Origin of the sequence: Metabacillus sp. 113a (assembly GCF_050107635.1) — a bacterium.
GTDB lineage: Bacteria > Bacillota > Bacilli > Bacillales > Bacillaceae > Metabacillus_B.
The window spans coordinates 14,671-33,205 of sequence record NZ_JBNILJ010000011.1; the positions used below are offsets into that span (position 1 = coordinate 14,671).

Consider the following 18,535-nt stretch of genomic DNA (forward strand, 5'->3'; position numbering starts at 1 on the left):
TCCGTCTTACAAGCTGAAGTTAGTTTTGTCTGACAGGTACTTTGGAGGGAGCTTTGTGAATTGCATGACCCAAAACATCCTCCACTGCTTCCAGCAGCCCTTCGTTCAAACTTGGGTGGGGATATAGCGGGAACGTTAAATCTTCTATTCTCCCCGCCATTTCCAAGGCGGTCATTCCGGTGCTGATCAGTTCTGACGCTCCGCTTCCCATCAGATGAATGCCCAGAATTACTTCATGATCTGCATCCGCTATTACTTTTACAATGCCGTCCTTTTGCCCGCTGATCGCAGCGAACCCATTTCCTGCGAACGGAAAAATCCCCGTTTGGACACGATATCCGGCCGCTTTCGCTTCCTCTTCCGTCATGCCGCTGCAGGCGACAGGCGGCTGGCTTCGGATTACCCGCGGCATGAATCCGGCATTCCACTCAGCCGGTAGACCTGCGATGGAAGAGGCGGCCGCTTTTGCCTGGGTGATGGCTTTGACAGCCAGCTGGTCTCCGCCGGTAATATCGCCAACCGCCCAGATTCCCTCTACAGATGTACGGCATTCATGGTCCACCTTAATAAAACCGTCTGCATCTATATCCATACCAAGGCGGTCCAGGCCAAGCTCCTTGGAATTCCCCTGCATTTCAGTCTGCATATAAAGGTGTGTGCCTTCTATTTCCTGTATAGCTCCGTCTTCGGATTTAAAGGCTGCGCCCAGTTTTCCGTTTCGGTTTTCAGCCTGGACAAGGAGCCTATTTTTGAGCCGTTTGATTTTGGCTTTTTTCATCACTCTTGTAAGCTCTTTTTCTATGGAGGCATCCAGGCCTGCGAACTCCTTCTCGTGCAGAAGGGTGACTTCACAGCCCAGCGACCTGTAGCTGAAAGCCGCTTCGATGGCTATATAATCGTTTCCGTATATAATCAAGTGCTCCGGCAGCGTTTCCAGCGTATAGAGCGACCTTGAATCAAGTATCTGCGCATGATCCGGTCCGGCAGCCCGGTGACGGGCAGGGGAGCTTCCAGCTGCGATAACCGCTGAGCGGAAGGAGAATACCTGAAAATCATCTCCATTTTCCACACCAATCCGGTCAGCGGATAAAAACGAGGCCTTTCCTTCTACAAGCTCTATTTTATTTTGACGGCACAGCGCCTCAACGCCTTTTCTTAAGTCAGCTGTTATGGAACGTTTAAACTCCATCGTCTGCGGCAGATCAAAGGATGGCTCTGAAATGCCGATTCCAAACCGGTCAAGATTTGAAAGCTCCCGGTATTGTGAAGATACATGAGCGAGTACTTTTGACGGGATACACCCTTGGTTAAGACAGATTCCGCCAAGCTCCGCTTTTTCAATTAAGGTCACTTCCCTGCCGAGCTGGGCGGCCCTGATTGCAGCCGTATACCCCCCCGGTCCACCTCCAATGATCAGAACGTCTCTCTCCTGCGCAAGTTCTCCTACTACCATTAAACCAGCTCCACAATCAGCATTTTAGGATGTTCAATTAATTCTTTGAAACGGTTTGTAAATGCTACAGCGGTGGCACCGTCTGCAACTCTGTGGTCAAAAGACATGGAAATGTTCATCATCCAGCCAATCACAATTTCGCCATTGCGTACGACTGGCTTCTCCTTCGTTGCATGCAGCGCCATCAGACCTGTCTCCGGATGGTTAATGACCGGCGTTGCACCCATGCTTCCGAGCGGTCCGACATTGCTGATCGTAAAGGTTCCTCCTGTAAGCTCATGGCGGCTCAGGCGGTTCTCCCTTGCCTTTTCATTTAACTCCTTCATTTCCCTATTCACCTGAATGATCGATTTGGATTCTACCTGCTTTATAACCGGCACAATCAGCCCTTCAGGTGAATCTGCAGCCAATCCGATATTGTACTCCGGCTCTACCACAATCACTTCATTTTCTTCATCCAGCTTCGCATTAAAGACCGGGAAGTCTTTCAAAACGATTGCCGCAGCCTTTATGAAAAATGCTGCTGCCGATAACGGGCGGCCGGCTTCCTTCAGTTCTTTTCTGAAAAGAAGCAGCTCCGTCATGTCCACTTCCTCAAAATGGGTTACATGCGGAATGGTTTTTAAAGAGTGCACCATTTTCTTTGCAATTTGCCTTCTTCTTCCTTTAAAGGGAATCGTCAACCGTTCTGCAGCATCTGAAACCTGCTGAATCGGATGGGGCTCCGGCATATCCGCCCCCGATTGGATCCCCACTTCCGCTTCCGGCTCCGGTTTTCGGGCTGTTCCCAGTACATCCTCATCGGTTACTCTTCCGGCAGGACCGGATCCCTTAATCTGTTCAATATCAATCCGGCGTTCCCTTGCAAGCTTTCTCGTATACGGAGTTGCAAGCACTCGCGCTGAACTGCTTTTTTCTGCAAAAACAGCGCCTGTATCCTCTGACTCAATGATTAAGAGTGTAGTCCCTACGGTCACTGTGGATCCCGGATCAATCAGTATTTCTTTGACAACTCCCGCTCCCGGCGAGGGGAGCTCCGCTGTCATCTTATCCGTTTGGACTTCAATAAGGGGCTGATCCCGTTCAACCTTTTCCCCCTGCTTAACGAAATAGTGAAGAATGTCCCCTTCGGTCATCCCTTCTCCAATATCATGCAGTTTCACTTCCAGCATCGTTTCACCCGCTTCCATTAAAATTGAACCGTTTTCTCCACTGCCTTCATAATCCGATCCGGGCCCGGCAAATAATGCTCTTCCAGCGCAAAAAACGGAACGGGCACATCGAAGCCGCTCACCCGGGCAATCGGGGCCCGCAGGTAAAGGAAGGAGGTATCGTTAATCACAGCCATGACATCGTTCGCCGCACCGCCTGTTGCATGCGCTTCCTGTACAATAACCGCTCTCCCTGTCTTCTGAACCGAAGCGGCAATCGTTTCTTTATCGAGAGGATACAAGGTCCGCAAATCAATGACCTCGCAGCTGACACCTGATTTTTCCAGCTCCTCGGCAGCCTTCAGCGTTTGCAGCGCCATCGCTCCCCAGGACAGGAGGGTTACGTCGCTTCCCTGCTTTCTGACAGCCGCCTTGCCGATTTCAACCTGATACTCCTCATCCGGCACCTCGCCCTTACCCGCACGGTATAATCTCAGCGGCTCCAGGAACAGAACAGGATCCGGATCTTTAATGCTTGAAATGAGAAGCCCTTTTGCATCGTAAGGGGTTGAGGGACAAACCACTTTTATTCCCGGCATATGGGTAAAAAGCGCTTCCGCACTGTCAGAGTGAATTTCCGGAGCACGGATCCCGGCTCCATACGGTGCTCTGATGACAAGCGGGACTGTGTACTTACCCAGCGTCCTCATCCGGATCCGGGTCGCATGGGTCGCAATCTGTTCGTATGCAGGGTAAATAAAACCAAGAAACTGAATTTCCGCCACCGGCTTCATTCCGTTAACTGCCATTCCAATCGCGGCACCCATCAGCCCCGCTTCGCTTAATGGAGTGTCCATTACCCGGTCCTCGCCGAATTCTTCGATAAGCCCCTCGGTTGCGCGGAAAACGCCTCCGTTGCTTCCGATGTCTTCTCCGAGAAGGACGACCTCCTCATTTTTCCGCAGCATCGTTCTGAGCGCATCGGTTACAGCTTGAACCATCGTCAGCTTATTGGTTTTCACCTTCATTTCCATACTCATCGGCCAGCACCTCTTATATGGTTCATGTAGTCTTCTTCCTGCTCTTTAATGGTCCACGTTTTCTCTTCAAAAACATGATCGAACAAGTCCTTAACATCAGGAGGAGGGAAGGCTTCCATTTCAGCCACTGCTTCTTCTATCTTCTCCTCGGCGTTCTTTTGAACGTCAGCCGCCCAGTCTTCTTCCCAAATGCCTTCATTTTTCATAAACCGCTCAAGCCTGAGAAGGGGGTCAATCGTTCTCTTTTTATTCAGACTCTCTTCCTGATTTCGGTATTTCTTCGGGTCATCGGCTGTCGTATGGGCGCCATATCTCCATGTAACCGCCTCCAGCAAGGTCGGCCCATCCCCTTTTCTTGCCCGGTCCAGCGCTTGCTTTGTATAAAAATAAACAGCAAATACATCATTCCCGTCGATCCTGTAGCCCGGTATGCCATAAGCTACAGATTTCTGGGCAATCGTTTCCGAATTCATCTGCTTTTCTATCGGAACCGAGATGGCAAAGTGATTATTTTGGTTAAAAAAGACGACAGGAGATTTGAATACGCTTGCAAAATTGAGCCCTTCATGGAAATCTCCCTCTGACGTTGCCCCATCACCAAAATAAACGATGGCTGCATGGTCTGTTCCCCTGCGCTTTTCAGCGAGTGCCGCCCCGGCAGCATGCGGAAGCTGTGTTGCGATCGGCACTGCGGGAGGAAAAATTCGTTTGCCGCCGGGAACCAGACAGCCCTCACTCCTACCATTCCAATACAGCAGCACGTGCGGAAGGGAATGCCCAAAGGTAATCGTCGCTGCATGATCCCGGTACGTCGGGAAAAGCCAGTCGCGCTCATTCAACGCTGAAGCGCTTCCTACCTGAGCCGCTTCCTGACCTTCAAAAGGAGCATACGTTCCAAGCCGCCCCTGCCTTTGAAGTGAAATCGCTTTTCGGTCAAACGTGCGGACGAGAATCATTTTTTCATACATTTCTTTTGTAAGAGATTCAGAGATCACTGATTGAAATTCCCCGTTTACGAGATTACCGTTTTCATCCATGATTTGAATCATTGCAAACCCGTTCTCCATTCCTATCCCTCCCGCGTTATCGCTTTATGTTCCATTTCGGCTTCCGGTCTGCTGTAAAGAAGCTGCTGCGGTGCTTTCTCGCTTCAATTCGCTGCTCGCAGAACAGATCGGCTGCTTCTGCCGTACAAATTCCCCGGTCCTCAGAATGCTTGTAAACCTCTAACAGCGAAGTGTAAATCGCTTTTGTTTTCGTAAGCACCCGCTGCTTATTCGGCTCATACAGCTCGTCTGCCACTTGAATGAGTCCTCCTGCATTCACGATGTAGTCAGGTGCATACAGGATGCCTCTTCTCCATAGGTCCTGACCGTGCTCTTCCCGCTCCAGCTGATTGTTAGCCGAACCCGCAACCGCTTTCACTTTCAGCTCTTCAATGGTCCAGTCATTAATGATTCCGCCCAGAGCGCATGGGACAAAAACGTCAGCACTCACTCCGTAAATGTCCTCTCCCCTTACAGATTTAACAGAACCGGGAAGATCCTTCGCTTTTTGAACAAGAAGCTCACAAGCTGCCTCATTGATATCTGAAACAAACAAGTCAGCCCCTTCCTCAAGCAGACGTTCCGCCACCTTAAACCCTACTTTTCCAAGGCCCTGAATCGCATAGGTTCTTCCTTGAAGAGCATCGTCTCCCCAGACCGCTTTATTCGTTGCCTTAATCCCATAAATTACTCCCAGAGCGGTAGGAATCGATGAATCCCCGCTTCCGCCATACTCCTCCGGAATGCCGACAATGCATTGTGTCTCCTTAGAGGCGTGAACAAAATCCTCAGGAGTGGTCCCCATATCCGTCCCGGTGTAAAAACGTCCTTTAAGCGATTCTACAAACTGGCCGAAAGCCCTGAACAGCTCTGGTGATTTTTCTCCCAGCGGATCGCCGATAATAACGGATTTTCCCCCTCCAAAATCAACATCAGCGGCAGCGCACTTATAAGTCATGCCTTTCGAAAGCCTCAGTACATCATTCAGTGCTTCATTTACCGTTGCATATGGACGCATTCGGCAGCCGCCGAGCGCCGGACCAAGAGTTGTATTATGTATCGCAATAATTGCTTTAAGGCCGGTATGAGGGTCATTGCAGAAAACCACTTGTTCATGACCGCTGATTTCAGAAAATACATCCATCTCTGCGGACCCCCGTTCTTCAAGAAAAGTAACCGCTTTCATAAATTCCCTCCCGTTTGAACCTGTTCTATTTTTGACCGTATTTCACCCTTCGGCAAAATGATCTGCACAACCTCTCCCTTTCCGACCAGCCGGTTATCGCTAAAGGCTTCTACCTCTGTATATATGAGATTTTTCTCCACCTTCACGAGCGTTGCGGTTGTCTTAACAACGGCGCCTTCCCCAGCCGGAGCGATATGCTTAACCTTAACCGAAGCCCCCATTCCTTCTTCTTCCTCTTCTAAAAAAGGAAGAATGATCTTCCGCGAAGCCCATTCCATACTGTGCACCATTGAAACAGTAGAATAGACGGGATGAACAACCTTCCCTTCAAATTGAGCAAATAAATCCGGTGTTACTGTCACTTCACAATCAGCCTGACAGCCAATCTCCATCCCTATTTTCATCCCATCTCCGCCTTTGCAGACCAATTTCGACATAATGTTACAATTATGTTTAATAACGTTTATTTAACGCAATCTTATCATTACGTTATATTTTTTTCAATACACACTTAGCTATTTCTGTTAAATTTTACAGAGTGAAAGAGGGTTCATCTGCTGGGAGCGGGCTCTTACTTTAATAAAGCACTAAACCTCCGGCACCACCCGTCTCCCAGCTCTAAGGAAGCTGGACTGCTCTTGCCTCCGACCCCCGCTGTGCTAAAGCGCTAAATCTCCGGAATCACCACCCGTCCCCCAGCTCTAAGGAAGCTGGACTGCTCTTGCCTCCGACCACTGCTGTGCTAAAGCACTAACCTTTCGGAATCACCACCCGTCTCCCAGCTCTAAGGAAGCTGGACTGCTCTTGCCTCCGACCCCCGCTGTGCTAAAGCGCTAACCTTCCGGAATCACCACCCGTCTCCCAGCTCTAAGGAAGCTGGACTGCTCTTGCCTCCGACCCCCGCTGTGCTAATGCACTAACCTTCCGGAATCACCACCCGTACCCCAGCTCTAAGGAAGCTGGACTGCTCTTGCCTCTGACCCCCGCTGTGCTAAAGCACTAACCTTCCGGAATCACCACCCGTACCCCAGCTCTAAGGAAGCTGGACTGCTCTTGCCTCTGACCCCCGCTGTGCTAAAGCACTAAACCTCCGGCACCATTACGGTGACACTTTGCTGCACAAGGGATTGAAAGGTTGGAGCTCCGACCCCGAATAATCCAATAAGAGGGGGCGGAGGCATCCTCCGACCCCAATTATGTCTACTAGTTTTCCTCTGTCCCCTGCTCCTTAAAAGCGTTGGTGGAGATGGAAGAGGAGATTTCTGCCTCTGGCCCCCGATGCTTTACCGTAACGGGGGACGGAGGAAGGGTTGCGACAGTCAGTGAAATAAGCGCAACCGGTGCAGCCACTGCCACTGCCACTGCCACCACTGCCACCACCACAACCTCTACAGCCACAACAACCAAAACAGCTCCCTATGTCCCCGCCGCAAAACCTTGTCGCAAAACCTAGCGTACAAGTTTAGCCTCTCCACCTGCGGCCGGCAAAAAAGGAATTTGATCGTGCTGTACCGAATTCCTCTACATATATTTTGAAGCGGAGGGTGACTATGAAGGATCATGCTTTCGAGTTTTTTCATTCAGCGTCCAGGTTTTGCCGGACTGCAGAGCAATACGGTTCAAATCAGGAAGAAGAGCGGGCGAAAATGAAAGACCTGTTGAGTGTTTTAATTGATCTGTATGCAAAGGCTTTGTCTCTTCCCGAAACGGAAATTGCTGAGCATGCGAATAAGGAAGGTGAGCTTGATTATGAGATTCCTTCAATAGACTTTCAGCTCGGGGGCGAATATTGGGAGGTGTTTGATCCATACGAAAGGGATGAACCTGTACAGGTGGCGCTATCAGATGACATTTTGGATATTTACAAAGATGTAAAGAGCGGGATTTTTCTTTATGAAAAAGGATTCCACCAGGCTGCCCTTTGGAATTGGAAGTTCATGTTTGAAATCCATTGGGGGATGCATGCTTCTGATGCAATCCGGGCCATGCACTGGGCAATTCATCGTTAGGGAGTCAAAAAAAGAAAGAAGTCTGCTGAACCCGAGGACCGGGAGACTTCCTTCCTTCTTGCTTGGCGATGTTTATTAAGCATTCAGCAGGGCGCGGTCGCTCGCCATCTGTTCGCCTCGTATCCGCTGAAATTCGCTCATCAGCTTTTCAATGGTGAGCTCTTTTTTCTTTTCTTCATCAACAGACAAAATGATCTGTCCTTTATCCATCATAATCAGCCGGTTTCCTAAATCAAGGGCCTGCTGCATATTATGGGTCACCATGAGGGTTGTTAAACCAAATTTGCTTACAATTTCTCTCGTGAGATTGGTGATCAGCTCGGCTCTGGAAGGATCGAGGGCGGCAGTATGCTCGTCCAGAAGCAGAATGGACGGCTCGGTGAACGTCGCCATAAGCAGGGAAAGCGCCTGTCTTTCGCCTCCGGAAAGCATCCCCACCTTTGCGTTCATCCGGTTTTCAAGCCCCAGATGAATGGATGCGAGGGATTCCTTAAAAAAATCATGCCGTTTTTTTGTTACGGCTGCTTTAAACCCGCGTTTTTTATTCCGCGAGTAGGCCATTGCCAGATTTTCCTCTATCGTCATCGAAGGAGCGGTTCCCGCCATGGGATCTTGAAACACCCTGCCGATCAGCTTTGACCGTTTGTATTCAGGCAGCATTGTAACGTCCTTCCCGTCCACTTCCACGATCCCGACATCCGGAGAAAGAACGCCGGATATCACATTCATCATCGTTGATTTGCCAGCTCCGTTGCTCCCGATAATGGTCACGAAATCCCCTTGTTTTAAAGAAAGGTTGATTCGGTCCAAAGCAATTTTTTCATCCGGCGTGCCTTCATTGAAAATCTTGTTAATCTGCTTTAGATGCAGCAATGGCCTCCCCCTCTCCATTTACACCGTGAAGCTCCCGCATCCGCTCCTGGTAGCGCTTCTCTTTTCGCTTTTTCTGCCTGTACCGCTCGAGAATCATCGGAACAATCAATGCGAAAATAACAATCACTGCGGTGATCAGCTTTAAATCTCCGGTATCCAGCCATTCAACCTGCAGAGAAAGACTAATGACAATCCTGTAGATAACAGCCCCGCCGATGACAGCAAGCGTCGTTCTGGCAATGGTTTTCGTGCCGAATATCGCTTCTCCAATAATGACAGAAGCAAGTCCGATTATGATCATCCCGATTCCCATTCCGATATCCGAGAACTTGGCATATTGTGCCACCAATGCACCGGATGAGGCAACTAACGCATTGGATAGCCCCAGACCCAAAATTATCAGGGAATCTGTGTTGGCGGAAAAACTGCGGATCATCCGCCGGTTATCACCGGTAGCGCGGATGGCAAGCCCGGTCTCGGTCTTAAGAAAGAGGTCCGTCAGCCCCTTAATCGCAAAGGTCACGAGCAGCATAAAGATCAGGATGCCCCAGCCAGACGGAAGGCTGCTGCCTAATCCAATAGCCGAGAGCATTCCATTTAAAGGAGCATCAATCCCAAGATTCTTTGAAAAATCAGATACCCATGTAAAGATGGTTTCAGAATTTAGGAGAGGAATATTCGGAACGCCAATCGACGTTTCTGAAGTCGTTCCCATGATGCGCAGATTGATGGAGTACAAAGCAATCATCATCAATATTCCTGAAAGCAGCGGGTTGATCCTCCCCTTTGTATTCAAGACCCCTGTTATCGACCCCGCTGCAAAGCCTGCTGCTGCAGCTGCTGCAGTCGCCGCTAAAGGATTAAAGCCGAGCACGATCATTGCCGCCGCCACGGAAGCTCCAGTAACGAAGCTCCCATCAACGGTCAGGTCAGGAAAATCAAGCACCCTGAAGGATAAATAGACGCCAAGCGCCATGATGGCATAAATGATGCCCAATTCAACAGAACCGAATAATGCAGAAAACATTGCGAATCGCCCCTAACTGTTATTCAGTGTATTCAGCCTGCTCATCCCACTCCGGCTTGATTTCAATGCCCATTGCTTCAGCTGCCTGTTTGTTAATCATCAGCTTAAGATCTCCTGGCACTTCCACCGGAATGTCCCCTGCCTTCTTCTCTCCAGTCAGTACTTGCGCAGCCATTTCGCCTGCCTGGTAGCCAATGTCGTAATATTTAAATCCGTAAGCCGCAAAGGCACCCCGGTTCAGCGAGTCCAAATCAGCGGTAAGCAGCGGGATTTTCTTATCATTTGCTACTGAAACGACAGATTCAACAGCGGAAATGACGGTGTTATCAGTAACGATGTAAAACGCATCCACTTTTCCCGCCATGGACTCAGCCGCCTGCTTGACGTCAGCACTGGTTGAGACGGAAGCTGTTACCGGCTCGAGTTCCAGTTCTTCCATTACTTTCTTCACCGATTCCACCTGGGACACGGAATTCTGCTCTCCCGCATTGTAGAGCATGCCGACTTTTTCCCCTCCAAGCTCTTCTTTAATAAACTTCATCGTGTTTAGAATTGCATCAGGATGAGCATCGATAGTGCCAGTTACATTTCCTCCGGGTTTCTCTAATGAATCAACCAGCTCCGCTCCAACAGGATCGGTCACTGAGCTGAATAAAATCGGAATGTCCTTTGTTGCGCTCAGCGCTGCCTGTGAGCTTGGGGTAGAGTTAGCGAAGATCAGATCAGGCTTTTGGCTCACGAGGGTCGTGGCAATGGTCGTATTTGTGCTTGAATCCCCCTGCGCGTTCTTTACATCAAATTCCGCTTTTATCCCTTTGTCCTCCAGCGCTTTTTTAAATCCTTTAAAAGCATCGTCAAGGGAGGCATGCTCCACAATTTGGGTGACTCCGATTTTATACGTTTTTCCTGCTTCTTCCCCGCTGCCGCCTTCTCCGCCGGAAGCATTCTGTTTATTTCCGCATCCGCTCAAAATCAGACCTGCTGCTACAGCCATTCCAAGCCATACCTTCGCCTTTTTCATCAGCAAAAATCCCCCTTTTGATATAAGAACTGTAAAACTCTTACAAAAAGTATGTCGAAAATATCAAGTGCGTTATTTCAACGTAATGGTATCATCAGGAAATTGGCACGTCAATAAATATTTAGAATATTTAAAAATTTATTTCTTTCAGTCTGGCGGCCGCTTTATCAAAGTCTGTTTTCATCTCGTTTATGACTTCTTTTACAGAAGGAATTTCCCGAATCAATCCTGTTATCTGGCCGCTGTTCCAATAACCTGCATTCTCGTTTCCATCAATTGCACCGGCAATATGAAACTCTTCATCGGTTTGGCGGCTATATTCTTCAAGTGACATGCCCTTACTTTCGTTATCAAGCACACGTCCGGCATAAGGATTTCTCAGGACTCTTCTCACTCTTCCCACTGAACGGCCGATCACCATGGTCCCATGATCATCCGCTTCTAAAAGGCGCTGCTTATACAGCGGAGAAAAAGGGGCTTCTTTCGTTGCAATAAACCTTGTCCCCATCTGAACTCCTTCTGCACCAAGCACAAGCATGGCAGCAAGCCCCCGCCCATCCGCAATGCCTCCGGCTGCAGCTACAGGAATTTGAACCGCATCCACAAGCTGAGGGATGAGCGCAAGTGTTGTGGTCTCCAGCGGAGAATTCAGCCCGGCTGCCTCAAACCCTTCACCAACGATAATGTCCGCCCCACCTGCTTGGGCTTTTTCCGCCTGCCTGACAGAAGCGGTCACAGCCAGCACCTTTACTCCATGCTCTTGAAAGTAAGGGATAAAGGGGGCAGGATTTCCTGCTGATAACGAAACAGCTTTTACCTCATGCTTTACGATTATTTCAGCCAGCTCTTTCGCGTGGGTAGAAACCGAAAGCGCCACATTGACAGCAAATGGTCTGGCAGTCCTTTCCTTCGTCTCCAGTATAATCCTCTCCACCTCATCAGGTGTGCGCGTCCCGGCACCAATCGTACCAAGCGCCCCGGCCTCCGAAATGGCAGCCGTAAGCTTGGCATTGCTAATGTTCCCCATCCCCCCTTGAAGGATGGGCACTTCAATATTGAGAATGCTGCATAAACGGTTCAAACTAAAAGCTCCCTTCCTTTGTGTAAGCGTTTACATAATGGGGAGGAGAGGGTTTGGCCCGGCCTGTACCAGCAGACCAAACAAAGCTCAGGCACCACTCCAGGAATCATCTGCCGAGCTCCGGTACGGGGTGCCTGGCCCCTGCTTCTCTAGCATACTAAAGCTCCGGCACCGTTTGCCGAATCCCTTGGGGTATATGAGGCTGCAATCGCCGGTCTCCGTCCCCCGCTGCGGTGAAGCATGTGGGGACAGGCACGGTGCCTGGCCCCTGCTTCTCTACCATACTAAAGCTCCGGCACCGCTTCCCGAATCCCTTGGGGTATATGAGGCTGCACTCGCCGGTCTCCGTCCCCCGCTGCGGTGAAGCATGTGGGGACATGCCCCGGCCCAGCACCGGCCCAACCCCGGTCCAGCAGCCATGGTTATTTCTCCTCCACCAGTAGCGGATGCTGATAAATATCGTATTCAGAGTCTTTGTTCGTTAGTTCGTTTCCTTCTTTGAATACCTCTTCAAAGAAGCGGCTGGCCGGTTCCGCAAGTTCGCGGTAGTAGCTGCTGAAGAGGGAGGCGGCGTGGCTGCCGAGCCATTTTTCCGGGAGCAGCTCTTCGGGCAGACCGGGGTCGCTGAAGAGGAACTTCCGGTATTCGTGTACGAGCTTTGTGCGCTCAACGAAGCATTCGGCGTCGGTCATTTCCCCTTTTTGAATTTTGTTTTTATCGATGATGTACTTTTGGCTGTAGCCGCCAATAAACTCTTCGTAGCGCTGGTTAATTTCGTTTAGGTCCCAGCATTCTTCTACGAGTTTTTTGTTTTCGTGGGGGCCGTCGTATTGGGCTGCGAAGAAGTGCACGTACGGACGGATTTCGTATTTATCCATGAGGGCGTATACTTCTTTGGTCAATTCGTTCGGCGAAACCCAGCAGCTGTTAGCCATCGTCCCGAAGCCGCTCCAGACGAGTTCTTTGCGAAGCTCATCGCGGATGGCCCGCTTTTCTTCGGGAATGGAATAGATGAATAGCCGCCACTTGCCGTCCCATTTGTCGGGACTTAGCTTGAAGATCCGCTTGGCGGCTTCTTCCATGCGTACGGCTCCGCGTTCTGTCAGGAAATAATGGCTTTTGTTGCCGATTTTTTTTGAGGTTACCCATCCCTGTTTGTTCATTCTGGAGATAGCGGCCCTGACGGATTGTTCGTTGTGGCCGAACTCCTTCAGCAAGCGGATCAGGCTGCCGATCCAAATTTCGTTGCCGTAATGGCGGATGTAATCCCCGTATAGGGTAAAGATCATGGATCTCGTGTTGATGGTGCTGTTCATTGCCTTCACTACTCTCTATGAAAAGTTAAGCGCTCTATTATCCTCCATTTGACAATGAATGGTTCCCTTCTGTCAACTTTTTTCGCCTATTTTCCTGTAAATTGCGGAGGGCGTTTTTCGGAAAAGGCGTTGAGCGCTTCTCTTCTGTCATACGTCGGGATGGTAAGTTCGTAGGCTTTCGCTTCAATTTCAAGTCCCGTAGCAAGGTCTGTTTCCATCCCGCAGCTGATGGCATATTTGGCCTGCTCTACGGCTACCGGTCCATTGCTCAGAATTTCCCTTGCCAGGTCTTCACACTCCTGCATGAGCCTGTCTGAGGAAGTGATTCCCGTTAAAATGCCGAAGTTAAATGCTGAAGCGGCATCCAGTTTTCTGGCGGTTAGAATCAGTTCCTTTGCTTTCGCTTCCCCGATAAGCCGTGGCAGCCTCTGGGTTCCCCCGGCACCGGGAATAATCGCCCAGCTCGTCTCAGTGAGTCCCATCCGGGCATGGTCTGCAGCCAGACGGAAATCACAGGCAAGCATAAGCTCAAACCCTCCGCCAAAGGCATAGCCGTTTACAGCTGCGATCGTTACTTGCGGAAGCTTGGAGATTTCATGGAAAACAGTCCTGATTTTGTGAACATTTCTGCGCACATCTTCCTCGCTGAGTGTTTTTCTTTCCTTTAAGTCGGCTCCGGAACTGAAGGCCTTCTCTCCCGCTCCTGTGAAAATGACGACACGTGTCTCCTTGTCATGGCGGAGCTTTTCCGTTAATTCCCCTAATTCCATCAGCATGTCAAAATTGAAGCAGTTCAGGGATTCCGGCCGGTTCAATGTAACGTAAGCCAGGCCCTCTTTCTTTTTCACAAGTACATTTTCCATAGCCATCCTTCTCTCTTATTCTATATTTTCTACAATGGTCGCAATGCCCTGACCTACCCCGACGCACATCGTGGCGAGACCGAACCGGACCTGTCTGCGTTTCATTTCATAAATCAAAGTCGTCAGGATTCTGGCGCCGCTTGCTCCAAGAGGATGGCCAAATGCAATAGCCCCTCCGTTAACATTTACCTTTTCGGGATCGAGTCCCAGCTCGTTAATGCAGGCGATAGATTGAGAGGCAAAGGCCTCGTTCAATTCGATCAGCCCAAGGTCAGCTGCCGAGAGTCCGGCACGGGTGAGAGCTTTTTGGGAGGCATGCACGGGTCCCATTCCCATGATGGAAGGCTCCAGTCCTGCAACGGCAGAAACCTTATATTTTGCGAGGGGTTTTAGTCCAAGCTCGTTTGCTTTTTCAAGGCTCATGATCAATAGAGCCGCCGCTCCGTCATTCACTCCGGACGCATTCCCGGCTGTGACCGTTCCCCCTGAGAACAGCGGCCGCAAAGAAGCTAGTTTTTCCCTCGTCGTTTCAGGCCGCGGATGCTCATCCCGGCCTACAATAAATTCCTTCCCTTTTCTGTCGCGGATGGAGACTGGAATGATTTCTTCTGCAAATTTTCCGGCTTCCATTGCTGCTGCTGCCTTCATCTGGCTGTGATAGGCAAACCGGTCCTGCTCTTCTCTTGCAATGCCAAACTGCCTTGCAACATTTTCTGCTGTTTCCGGCATGGAATCCGTCCCGAATTTTTCCTGCAGTCTTTCATTAATAAAGCGCCAGCCGATGGTTGTGTCGAGCAGGTCGATCGTTCCTCTCGGATAATCGGATTCGGGTTTTCCCATGACAAAAGGGGCCCGTGTCATACTTTCTGTTCCCCCTGATATGTAGATGTCCCCTTCTCCTGCCATGATCGCTCTGGCAGCATAATTGACTGCATCGAGGCCCGAGCCGCACAGGCGGTTAATGGTCGTACCGCCTGTTTCCACAGGCAGGCCGGCAAGCAGGGCCGACATGCGTGCAACGTTTCTATTATCCTCTCCGGCCTGGTTCGCGCAGCCGAAAACGACCTCTTCAATTTGAGCCAGGCCCTTATTCCGCTCCAGCAGCCCTTTCAGGACGATCGCTCCCAAGTCATCCGGGCGAACGGATTTCAGGGCTCCTTTGTAGCGGCCGACAGGTGTTCTGAGAGCATCGACGATTACCGCTTCACGCACGATTCAATCACCCTTCCCTTCATTTGTATACGTGTAAACACCCTTTCCCGACTTGCGGCCAAGCCTGCCTGCCTTGACATATTGTACGAGCAGCGGTGCGGGTCTGTATTTTTCCCCAAGCGTCTGATGGAGATAGGTTAAATTGTTAAGTCTTGTATCCAGTCCTACCAGGTCCCCGAGTTCAAACGGACCCATTGGATAATTCAGCCCGAGGCGGATCGCTTTATCGATTTCCTCTGCTGATCCTACTCCCTCCTGAAGCATGTAGAACGCCTCATTCCCGACAAGGGCGCTGATTCTGCTCGTGACAAAGCCTGGGAACTCATTGATGACAACCGTCTCTTTTTTCATCTGCCTGGAAACCTGCTGAATGGCTTCTGCTGTTTCATCGCTTGTTTCCAGACCGCGGATGATTTCAATGAGCGGCATTTTATGTACCGGATTGAAGAAATGCATGGCAATGACCTGCGCCGGTCTGTTTGTAAAGGAGCCGATTTCTGTCGGACTCATTGTGGACGTATTCGTGGCAAAAAGGCATCCGGCAGGTGCATGTGCATCAAACAGTTCAAAGACCGCCTGCTTGATTTCCCTTTTTTCCGGAACCGCCTCAATAATCAGGTCTGCCTGTTTTGATGCTTCTTCAAGGCTTGAAGAATAGTCCAGCTTATCTTTCGCATGCTCGGCCTGATCCTTTAACATAATCTCTCTACCGACTGCTTTTTGAAAAATAGCATCAATTTCGTTCCTGGCGCTTAAGAGCGCTTCTTCTTTTACATCAGCCAGCGTAACCCGGAAACCTCCGGCTGCAGCCACGTAGGCGATCCCTCTTCCCATTACGCCCGATCCGGCAACCATGATATGTTTGATCATTTTTCTTCCCCCTTTTCCCCTATAGAAAAAATGCGAGCGGCTTCCGCTGGGGAATACGCTCGCTCAAGGTTTTACACGTTAAAGAAATTCAGCGGACGGGTGCCGAAGTAGGACAGAACACTCTTTGTTTCTGTATAAAGATCCAGAGTTTCTACACACAGCTCACGGCCAAACCCAGATTGCTTATAGCCCCCGAACGGTGTGCCGGGGAACGCGGAAATCGGGCTGTTAACCATGACGACCCCCGCTTTGATTTCGTTGGCCACACGTGTCGCACGGGCCTGATTGGTTGTCCAGATGGCGGAGCCAAGTCCGAAAATGGTGTCATTGGCCAGAGCAAGCGCTTCTTTTTCGCCGTTAAACTTCATGACGGCCACAACCGGTCCGAAAATTTCCTCCTGGACGGCTTTCATGTCATGGGTAACGTTCGTGATAATGGTCGGCTCATACCAATAGCCGCCTTCGAACCCTTCCACCTCTGCCGGTTTGCCGCCAGCCACAACCTCTGCACCATCCGAAATGGCTGACTGCACGTAGCTGTCGATCGTTTCAAGCTGATCCTTGCTGATCACAGCTCCAATGTGGGTTTCTTCATTAAATGGATTGCCAAGCTTCAGTTTGTGGGCCTTCTCAATGAATTTCTCCATAAACTCATCGTAAATGCTTTCTTCTACATAAAGGCGGGACCGTGCCTCACAGGATTGGCCGGTGTTGTAGAAAATGCCGTATAGGGAACCTGCAACTGCTGCCTCAATGTCGGCATCGGCAAATACGATATTCGGGGATTTTCCGCCGAGCTCGAGAGTGACACGCTTCAGCGTTTGACTCGCTTTCGCCATAATATCTTTTCCTATCGGTGTGGAGCCGGTGAACGCCACCTTATCCACTTCAGGGTGTTCCACCAAATAATTTCCAATTGTTGAACCTGAGCCTGGAACCACATTGACAACTCCCGGAGGAATACCGGCTTCGTGGCAGATTTCAGTCAGAACGATAGCCGTCAGCGGGGTCAGGCTTGCCGGTTTTAAAACGACAGAGCAGCCGGCCGCGATTGCAGGCGCTACTTTCCAGGCAGCCATCATGAGCGGATAGTTCCAAGGGATGATTTGCGCGCAGACACCTACCGGTTCCTTTTGGGTGTAGTTAAAGAATTGGCCGGGCACATTGTTCACTTCTCCCCGGTGACCGACAATCGCTCCTGCATAAAACTCAAAATCCTCAATGGCCTGCATGACCTGTCCCTGAGCTGCCGAAAGAGATTTTCCTGTATCGAGAATCTCAAGCTCCACCAGCTCATTAAAGCGGGATCTCATAATAGACGCGATTTTGTTCAGGACACGGGAGCGTTTACCGATCGGTGTACGCTTCCATTTACCGGCATCAAAAGCTGCCCTCGCCGCTTTTACAGCCCGGTCTGCATCTTCCATCGAGGCTTTTGCCACAACCGCTACCGCATCACCGGTTGCCGGATTGTATGTAGTAAACGTTTCATTTGAGTGGCTGTCTGTCCGCTCCCCATTGATCACAAGCTGATACATTTCGCGGATTGTCGGTGAAGCCTCAAATTTCTTGTCTTTTACTGTACTCATCCCAAACACTCCTTCTTTTTTATTTTCCTGAAAACTGCGGTTTCCGTTTTTCTAAAAAAGCGGCTGTCCCTTCGCGGTGGTCCTCTGACAGACCGGCGATCCTTTGATACTGCGCCTCTTTTTCAAGCATTTCATCAAGAGTCGCGTTAAAGCTTCCGTGAATAGCCCTTTTAATGAGCCCGATTGCGGCAGTCGGCATCGCAGCAAGACGATCTGCAAATGCCGCCGTTTCCTGTTCAAGCAGGTCCGGTTCCACAATGAGGGTAACGAGTCCAAGTTCTTTCGCCTGCCGGCTGTCAATTTTTTCACCTAACAAGGCCAGTTCCAGTGCCTTCGCGGTTCCGATAATCCGGGGAAGGTAGAAATGATTCCCGGAATCCGGAACAAGACCGACGTGGATAAAGGATTGGATAAAGCTCGCTTTCTCGGAGGCGATGCGGAAATCACAGGCAAGAGCAAGGCTGAATCCAGCCCCCGCCGCTACCCCGTTGACGGCAGCAATTACCGGCTTTGGAAAGGCAGCCAGCGCCTTCACCATTGGGTTATAGCGGGTTCGGACAATTTCTCCGTGATCGGTCTCCTCCCCTATGCTTCCTAAATCCTCTCCGGAACTGAATGCCCTGCCTTCACCTGTTATAACCAGGCAGCGTATTTCCTCGTTCGAGGACGCAGCTTTTAGTGCCTGGACGATCTCTTTGTTCATTTGTCCAGTAAACGCATTCAGCTTATCCGGACGGTTCAGCGTCAGCCAGGCCGTGCCGTTTTTTTGCTCCAGCTTAATCGTTTCGTACATGCGAC

Annotated in this window: 18 protein-coding genes; 1 reads left to right on the plus strand and 17 read right to left on the minus strand. The window is 50.3% G+C overall.

What is annotated here, in order from left to right; genetic code table 11:
* Window positions 1–19: 19 nt before the first annotated feature.
* The 7 genes from ACQCVE_RS14335 to ACQCVE_RS14365 all read right to left on the minus strand — a co-directional run bounded on the left by ACQCVE_RS14335 (window position 20) and on the right by ACQCVE_RS14365 (window position 7,283).
* Window positions 20–1,453 (minus strand): dihydrolipoyl dehydrogenase family protein, encoded by a 1,434-nt coding sequence (locus ACQCVE_RS14335; protein WP_426863214.1) that lies wholly within the window; start codon window positions 1,451–1,453, stop codon window positions 20–22.
* On the minus strand, window positions 1,453–2,625 hold the full coding sequence (locus tag ACQCVE_RS14340; RefSeq protein ID WP_426863215.1) for a dihydrolipoamide acetyltransferase family protein: 1,173 nt from the start codon (window positions 2,623–2,625) through the stop codon (window positions 1,453–1,455). Before ACQCVE_RS14340 ends, ACQCVE_RS14335 begins: the two co-directional genes overlap by 1 nt.
* A 17-nt stretch (window positions 2,626–2,642) precedes the next feature.
* The gene (locus ACQCVE_RS14345) at window positions 2,643–3,638 is read right to left on the minus strand and encodes an alpha-ketoacid dehydrogenase subunit beta (protein ID WP_426863274.1); all 996 of its coding nucleotides are present in this window, start codon (window positions 3,636–3,638) and stop codon (window positions 2,643–2,645) included.
* Between the two features lie 2 nt (window positions 3,639–3,640).
* Complete coding sequence (gene pdhA, locus ACQCVE_RS14350; RefSeq protein ID WP_426845991.1) at window positions 3,641–4,711, minus strand: pyruvate dehydrogenase (acetyl-transferring) E1 component subunit alpha; 1,071 nt, start codon at window positions 4,709–4,711, stop codon at window positions 3,641–3,643.
* Between the two features lie 16 nt (window positions 4,712–4,727).
* Window positions 4,728–5,834: a Leu/Phe/Val dehydrogenase gene (locus tag ACQCVE_RS14355; protein WP_426863275.1), complete on the minus strand. Its 1,107-nt coding sequence runs from the start codon at window positions 5,832–5,834 to the stop codon at window positions 4,728–4,730.
* A gap of 38 nt (window positions 5,835–5,872) precedes the next feature.
* Complete coding sequence (locus ACQCVE_RS14360) at window positions 5,873–6,280, minus strand: thioesterase family protein (RefSeq protein ID WP_426863216.1); 408 nt, start codon at window positions 6,278–6,280, stop codon at window positions 5,873–5,875.
* A gap of 799 nt (window positions 6,281–7,079) precedes the next feature.
* Window positions 7,080–7,283: a hypothetical protein gene (locus ACQCVE_RS14365; protein WP_426863217.1), complete on the minus strand. Its 204-nt coding sequence runs from the start codon at window positions 7,281–7,283 to the stop codon at window positions 7,080–7,082.
* A 143-nt stretch (window positions 7,284–7,426) separates the two neighbouring features.
* Between ACQCVE_RS14365 and ACQCVE_RS14370 the strand changes: the two genes are divergently transcribed.
* Window positions 7,427–7,885 (plus strand): DUF5063 domain-containing protein, encoded by a 459-nt coding sequence (locus ACQCVE_RS14370; protein WP_426845985.1) that lies wholly within the window; start codon window positions 7,427–7,429, stop codon window positions 7,883–7,885.
* A 75-nt stretch (window positions 7,886–7,960) separates the two neighbouring features.
* Here the strand turns inward: ACQCVE_RS14370 and ACQCVE_RS14375 are convergent, their stop codons facing one another.
* The 10 genes from ACQCVE_RS14375 to ACQCVE_RS14420 form a co-directional block, all read right to left on the minus strand.
* Entirely contained in the window at window positions 7,961–8,758 is a 798-nt protein-coding gene (locus ACQCVE_RS14375; RefSeq protein ID WP_426863218.1) for an ABC transporter ATP-binding protein, read from the minus strand.
* Window positions 8,736–9,785, minus strand: a complete 1,050-nt coding sequence (locus ACQCVE_RS14380; RefSeq protein WP_426845981.1) for an ABC transporter permease — start codon at window positions 9,783–9,785, stop codon at window positions 8,736–8,738. Before ACQCVE_RS14380 ends, ACQCVE_RS14375 begins: the two co-directional genes overlap by 23 nt.
* A 19-nt stretch (window positions 9,786–9,804) precedes the next feature.
* Entirely contained in the window at window positions 9,805–10,806 is a 1,002-nt protein-coding gene (locus ACQCVE_RS14385; protein ID WP_426845979.1) for an ABC transporter substrate-binding protein, read from the minus strand.
* 130 nt (window positions 10,807–10,936) lie between these two features.
* Window positions 10,937–11,887 carry an NAD(P)H-dependent flavin oxidoreductase gene (locus ACQCVE_RS14390; protein ID WP_426863219.1) on the minus strand — a complete coding sequence of 317 codons (951 nt, stop codon included), beginning with the start codon at window positions 11,885–11,887 and terminating at the stop codon, window positions 10,937–10,939.
* Between the two features lie 422 nt (window positions 11,888–12,309).
* A complete protein-coding gene (gene paaX, locus ACQCVE_RS14395; RefSeq protein WP_426846020.1) occupies window positions 12,310–13,191 on the minus strand; it encodes a phenylacetic acid degradation operon negative regulatory protein PaaX in 882 nt (293 codons plus the stop codon).
* 98 nt (window positions 13,192–13,289) lie between these two features.
* Entirely contained in the window at window positions 13,290–14,066 is a 777-nt protein-coding gene (locus ACQCVE_RS14400) for an enoyl-CoA hydratase-related protein (RefSeq protein ID WP_426863220.1), read from the minus strand.
* Between the two features lie 15 nt (window positions 14,067–14,081).
* On the minus strand, window positions 14,082–15,278 hold the full coding sequence (locus ACQCVE_RS14405) for a thiolase family protein (RefSeq protein ID WP_426863221.1): 1,197 nt from the start codon (window positions 15,276–15,278) through the stop codon (window positions 14,082–14,084).
* Between the two features lie 3 nt (window positions 15,279–15,281).
* Complete coding sequence (locus ACQCVE_RS14410) at window positions 15,282–16,148, minus strand: 3-hydroxyacyl-CoA dehydrogenase (protein ID WP_426845972.1); 867 nt, start codon at window positions 16,146–16,148, stop codon at window positions 15,282–15,284.
* 71 nt (window positions 16,149–16,219) lie between these two features.
* Window positions 16,220–17,737 carry an aldehyde dehydrogenase family protein gene (locus tag ACQCVE_RS14415; RefSeq protein ID WP_426863222.1) on the minus strand — a complete coding sequence of 506 codons (1,518 nt, stop codon included), beginning with the start codon at window positions 17,735–17,737 and terminating at the stop codon, window positions 16,220–16,222.
* Window positions 17,738–17,756: 19 nt separating this feature from the next.
* Window positions 17,757–18,530, minus strand: coding sequence for an enoyl-CoA hydratase-related protein (locus ACQCVE_RS14420; RefSeq protein ID WP_426845968.1), 774 nt, complete (start codon window positions 18,528–18,530; stop codon window positions 17,757–17,759).
* Window positions 18,531–18,535 lie beyond the last annotated feature (5 nt).

Coding starts and splice junctions, on each gene's coding strand:
- ACQCVE_RS14415 (WP_426863222.1), bottom strand. CDS start 17,737: ATGAGTACAGTAAAAGACAAGAAATTTGAGGCTTCACCGACAATCCGC.
- ACQCVE_RS14370 (WP_426845985.1), top strand. CDS start 7,427: ATGAAGGATCATGCTTTCGAGTTTTTTCATTCAGCGTCCAGGTTTTGC.
- ACQCVE_RS14410 (WP_426845972.1), bottom strand. CDS start 16,148: ATGATCAAACATATCATGGTTGCCGGATCGGGCGTAATGGGAAGAGGG.
- ACQCVE_RS14385 (WP_426845979.1), bottom strand. CDS start 10,806: ATGAAAAAGGCGAAGGTATGGCTTGGAATGGCTGTAGCAGCAGGTCTG.
- ACQCVE_RS14355 (WP_426863275.1), bottom strand. CDS start 5,834: ATGGATGTATTTTCTGAAATCAGCGGTCATGAACAAGTGGTTTTCTGC.
- pdhA (WP_426845991.1), bottom strand. CDS start 4,711: ATGGAGAACGGGTTTGCAATGATTCAAATCATGGATGAAAACGGTAAT.
- ACQCVE_RS14340 (WP_426863215.1), bottom strand. CDS start 2,625: ATGCTGGAAGTGAAACTGCATGATATTGGAGAAGGGATGACCGAAGGG.
- ACQCVE_RS14360 (WP_426863216.1), bottom strand. CDS start 6,280: ATGAAAATAGGGATGGAGATTGGCTGTCAGGCTGATTGTGAAGTGACA.
- ACQCVE_RS14345 (WP_426863274.1), bottom strand. CDS start 3,638: ATGGAAATGAAGGTGAAAACCAATAAGCTGACGATGGTTCAAGCTGTA.
- ACQCVE_RS14380 (WP_426845981.1), bottom strand. CDS start 9,785: ATGTTTTCTGCATTATTCGGTTCTGTTGAATTGGGCATCATTTATGCC.
- ACQCVE_RS14335 (WP_426863214.1), bottom strand. CDS start 1,453: ATGGTAGTAGGAGAACTTGCGCAGGAGAGAGACGTTCTGATCATTGGA.
- ACQCVE_RS14400 (WP_426863220.1), bottom strand. CDS start 14,066: ATGGAAAATGTACTTGTGAAAAAGAAAGAGGGCCTGGCTTACGTTACA.
- ACQCVE_RS14420 (WP_426845968.1), bottom strand. CDS start 18,530: ATGTACGAAACGATTAAGCTGGAGCAAAAAAACGGCACGGCCTGGCTG.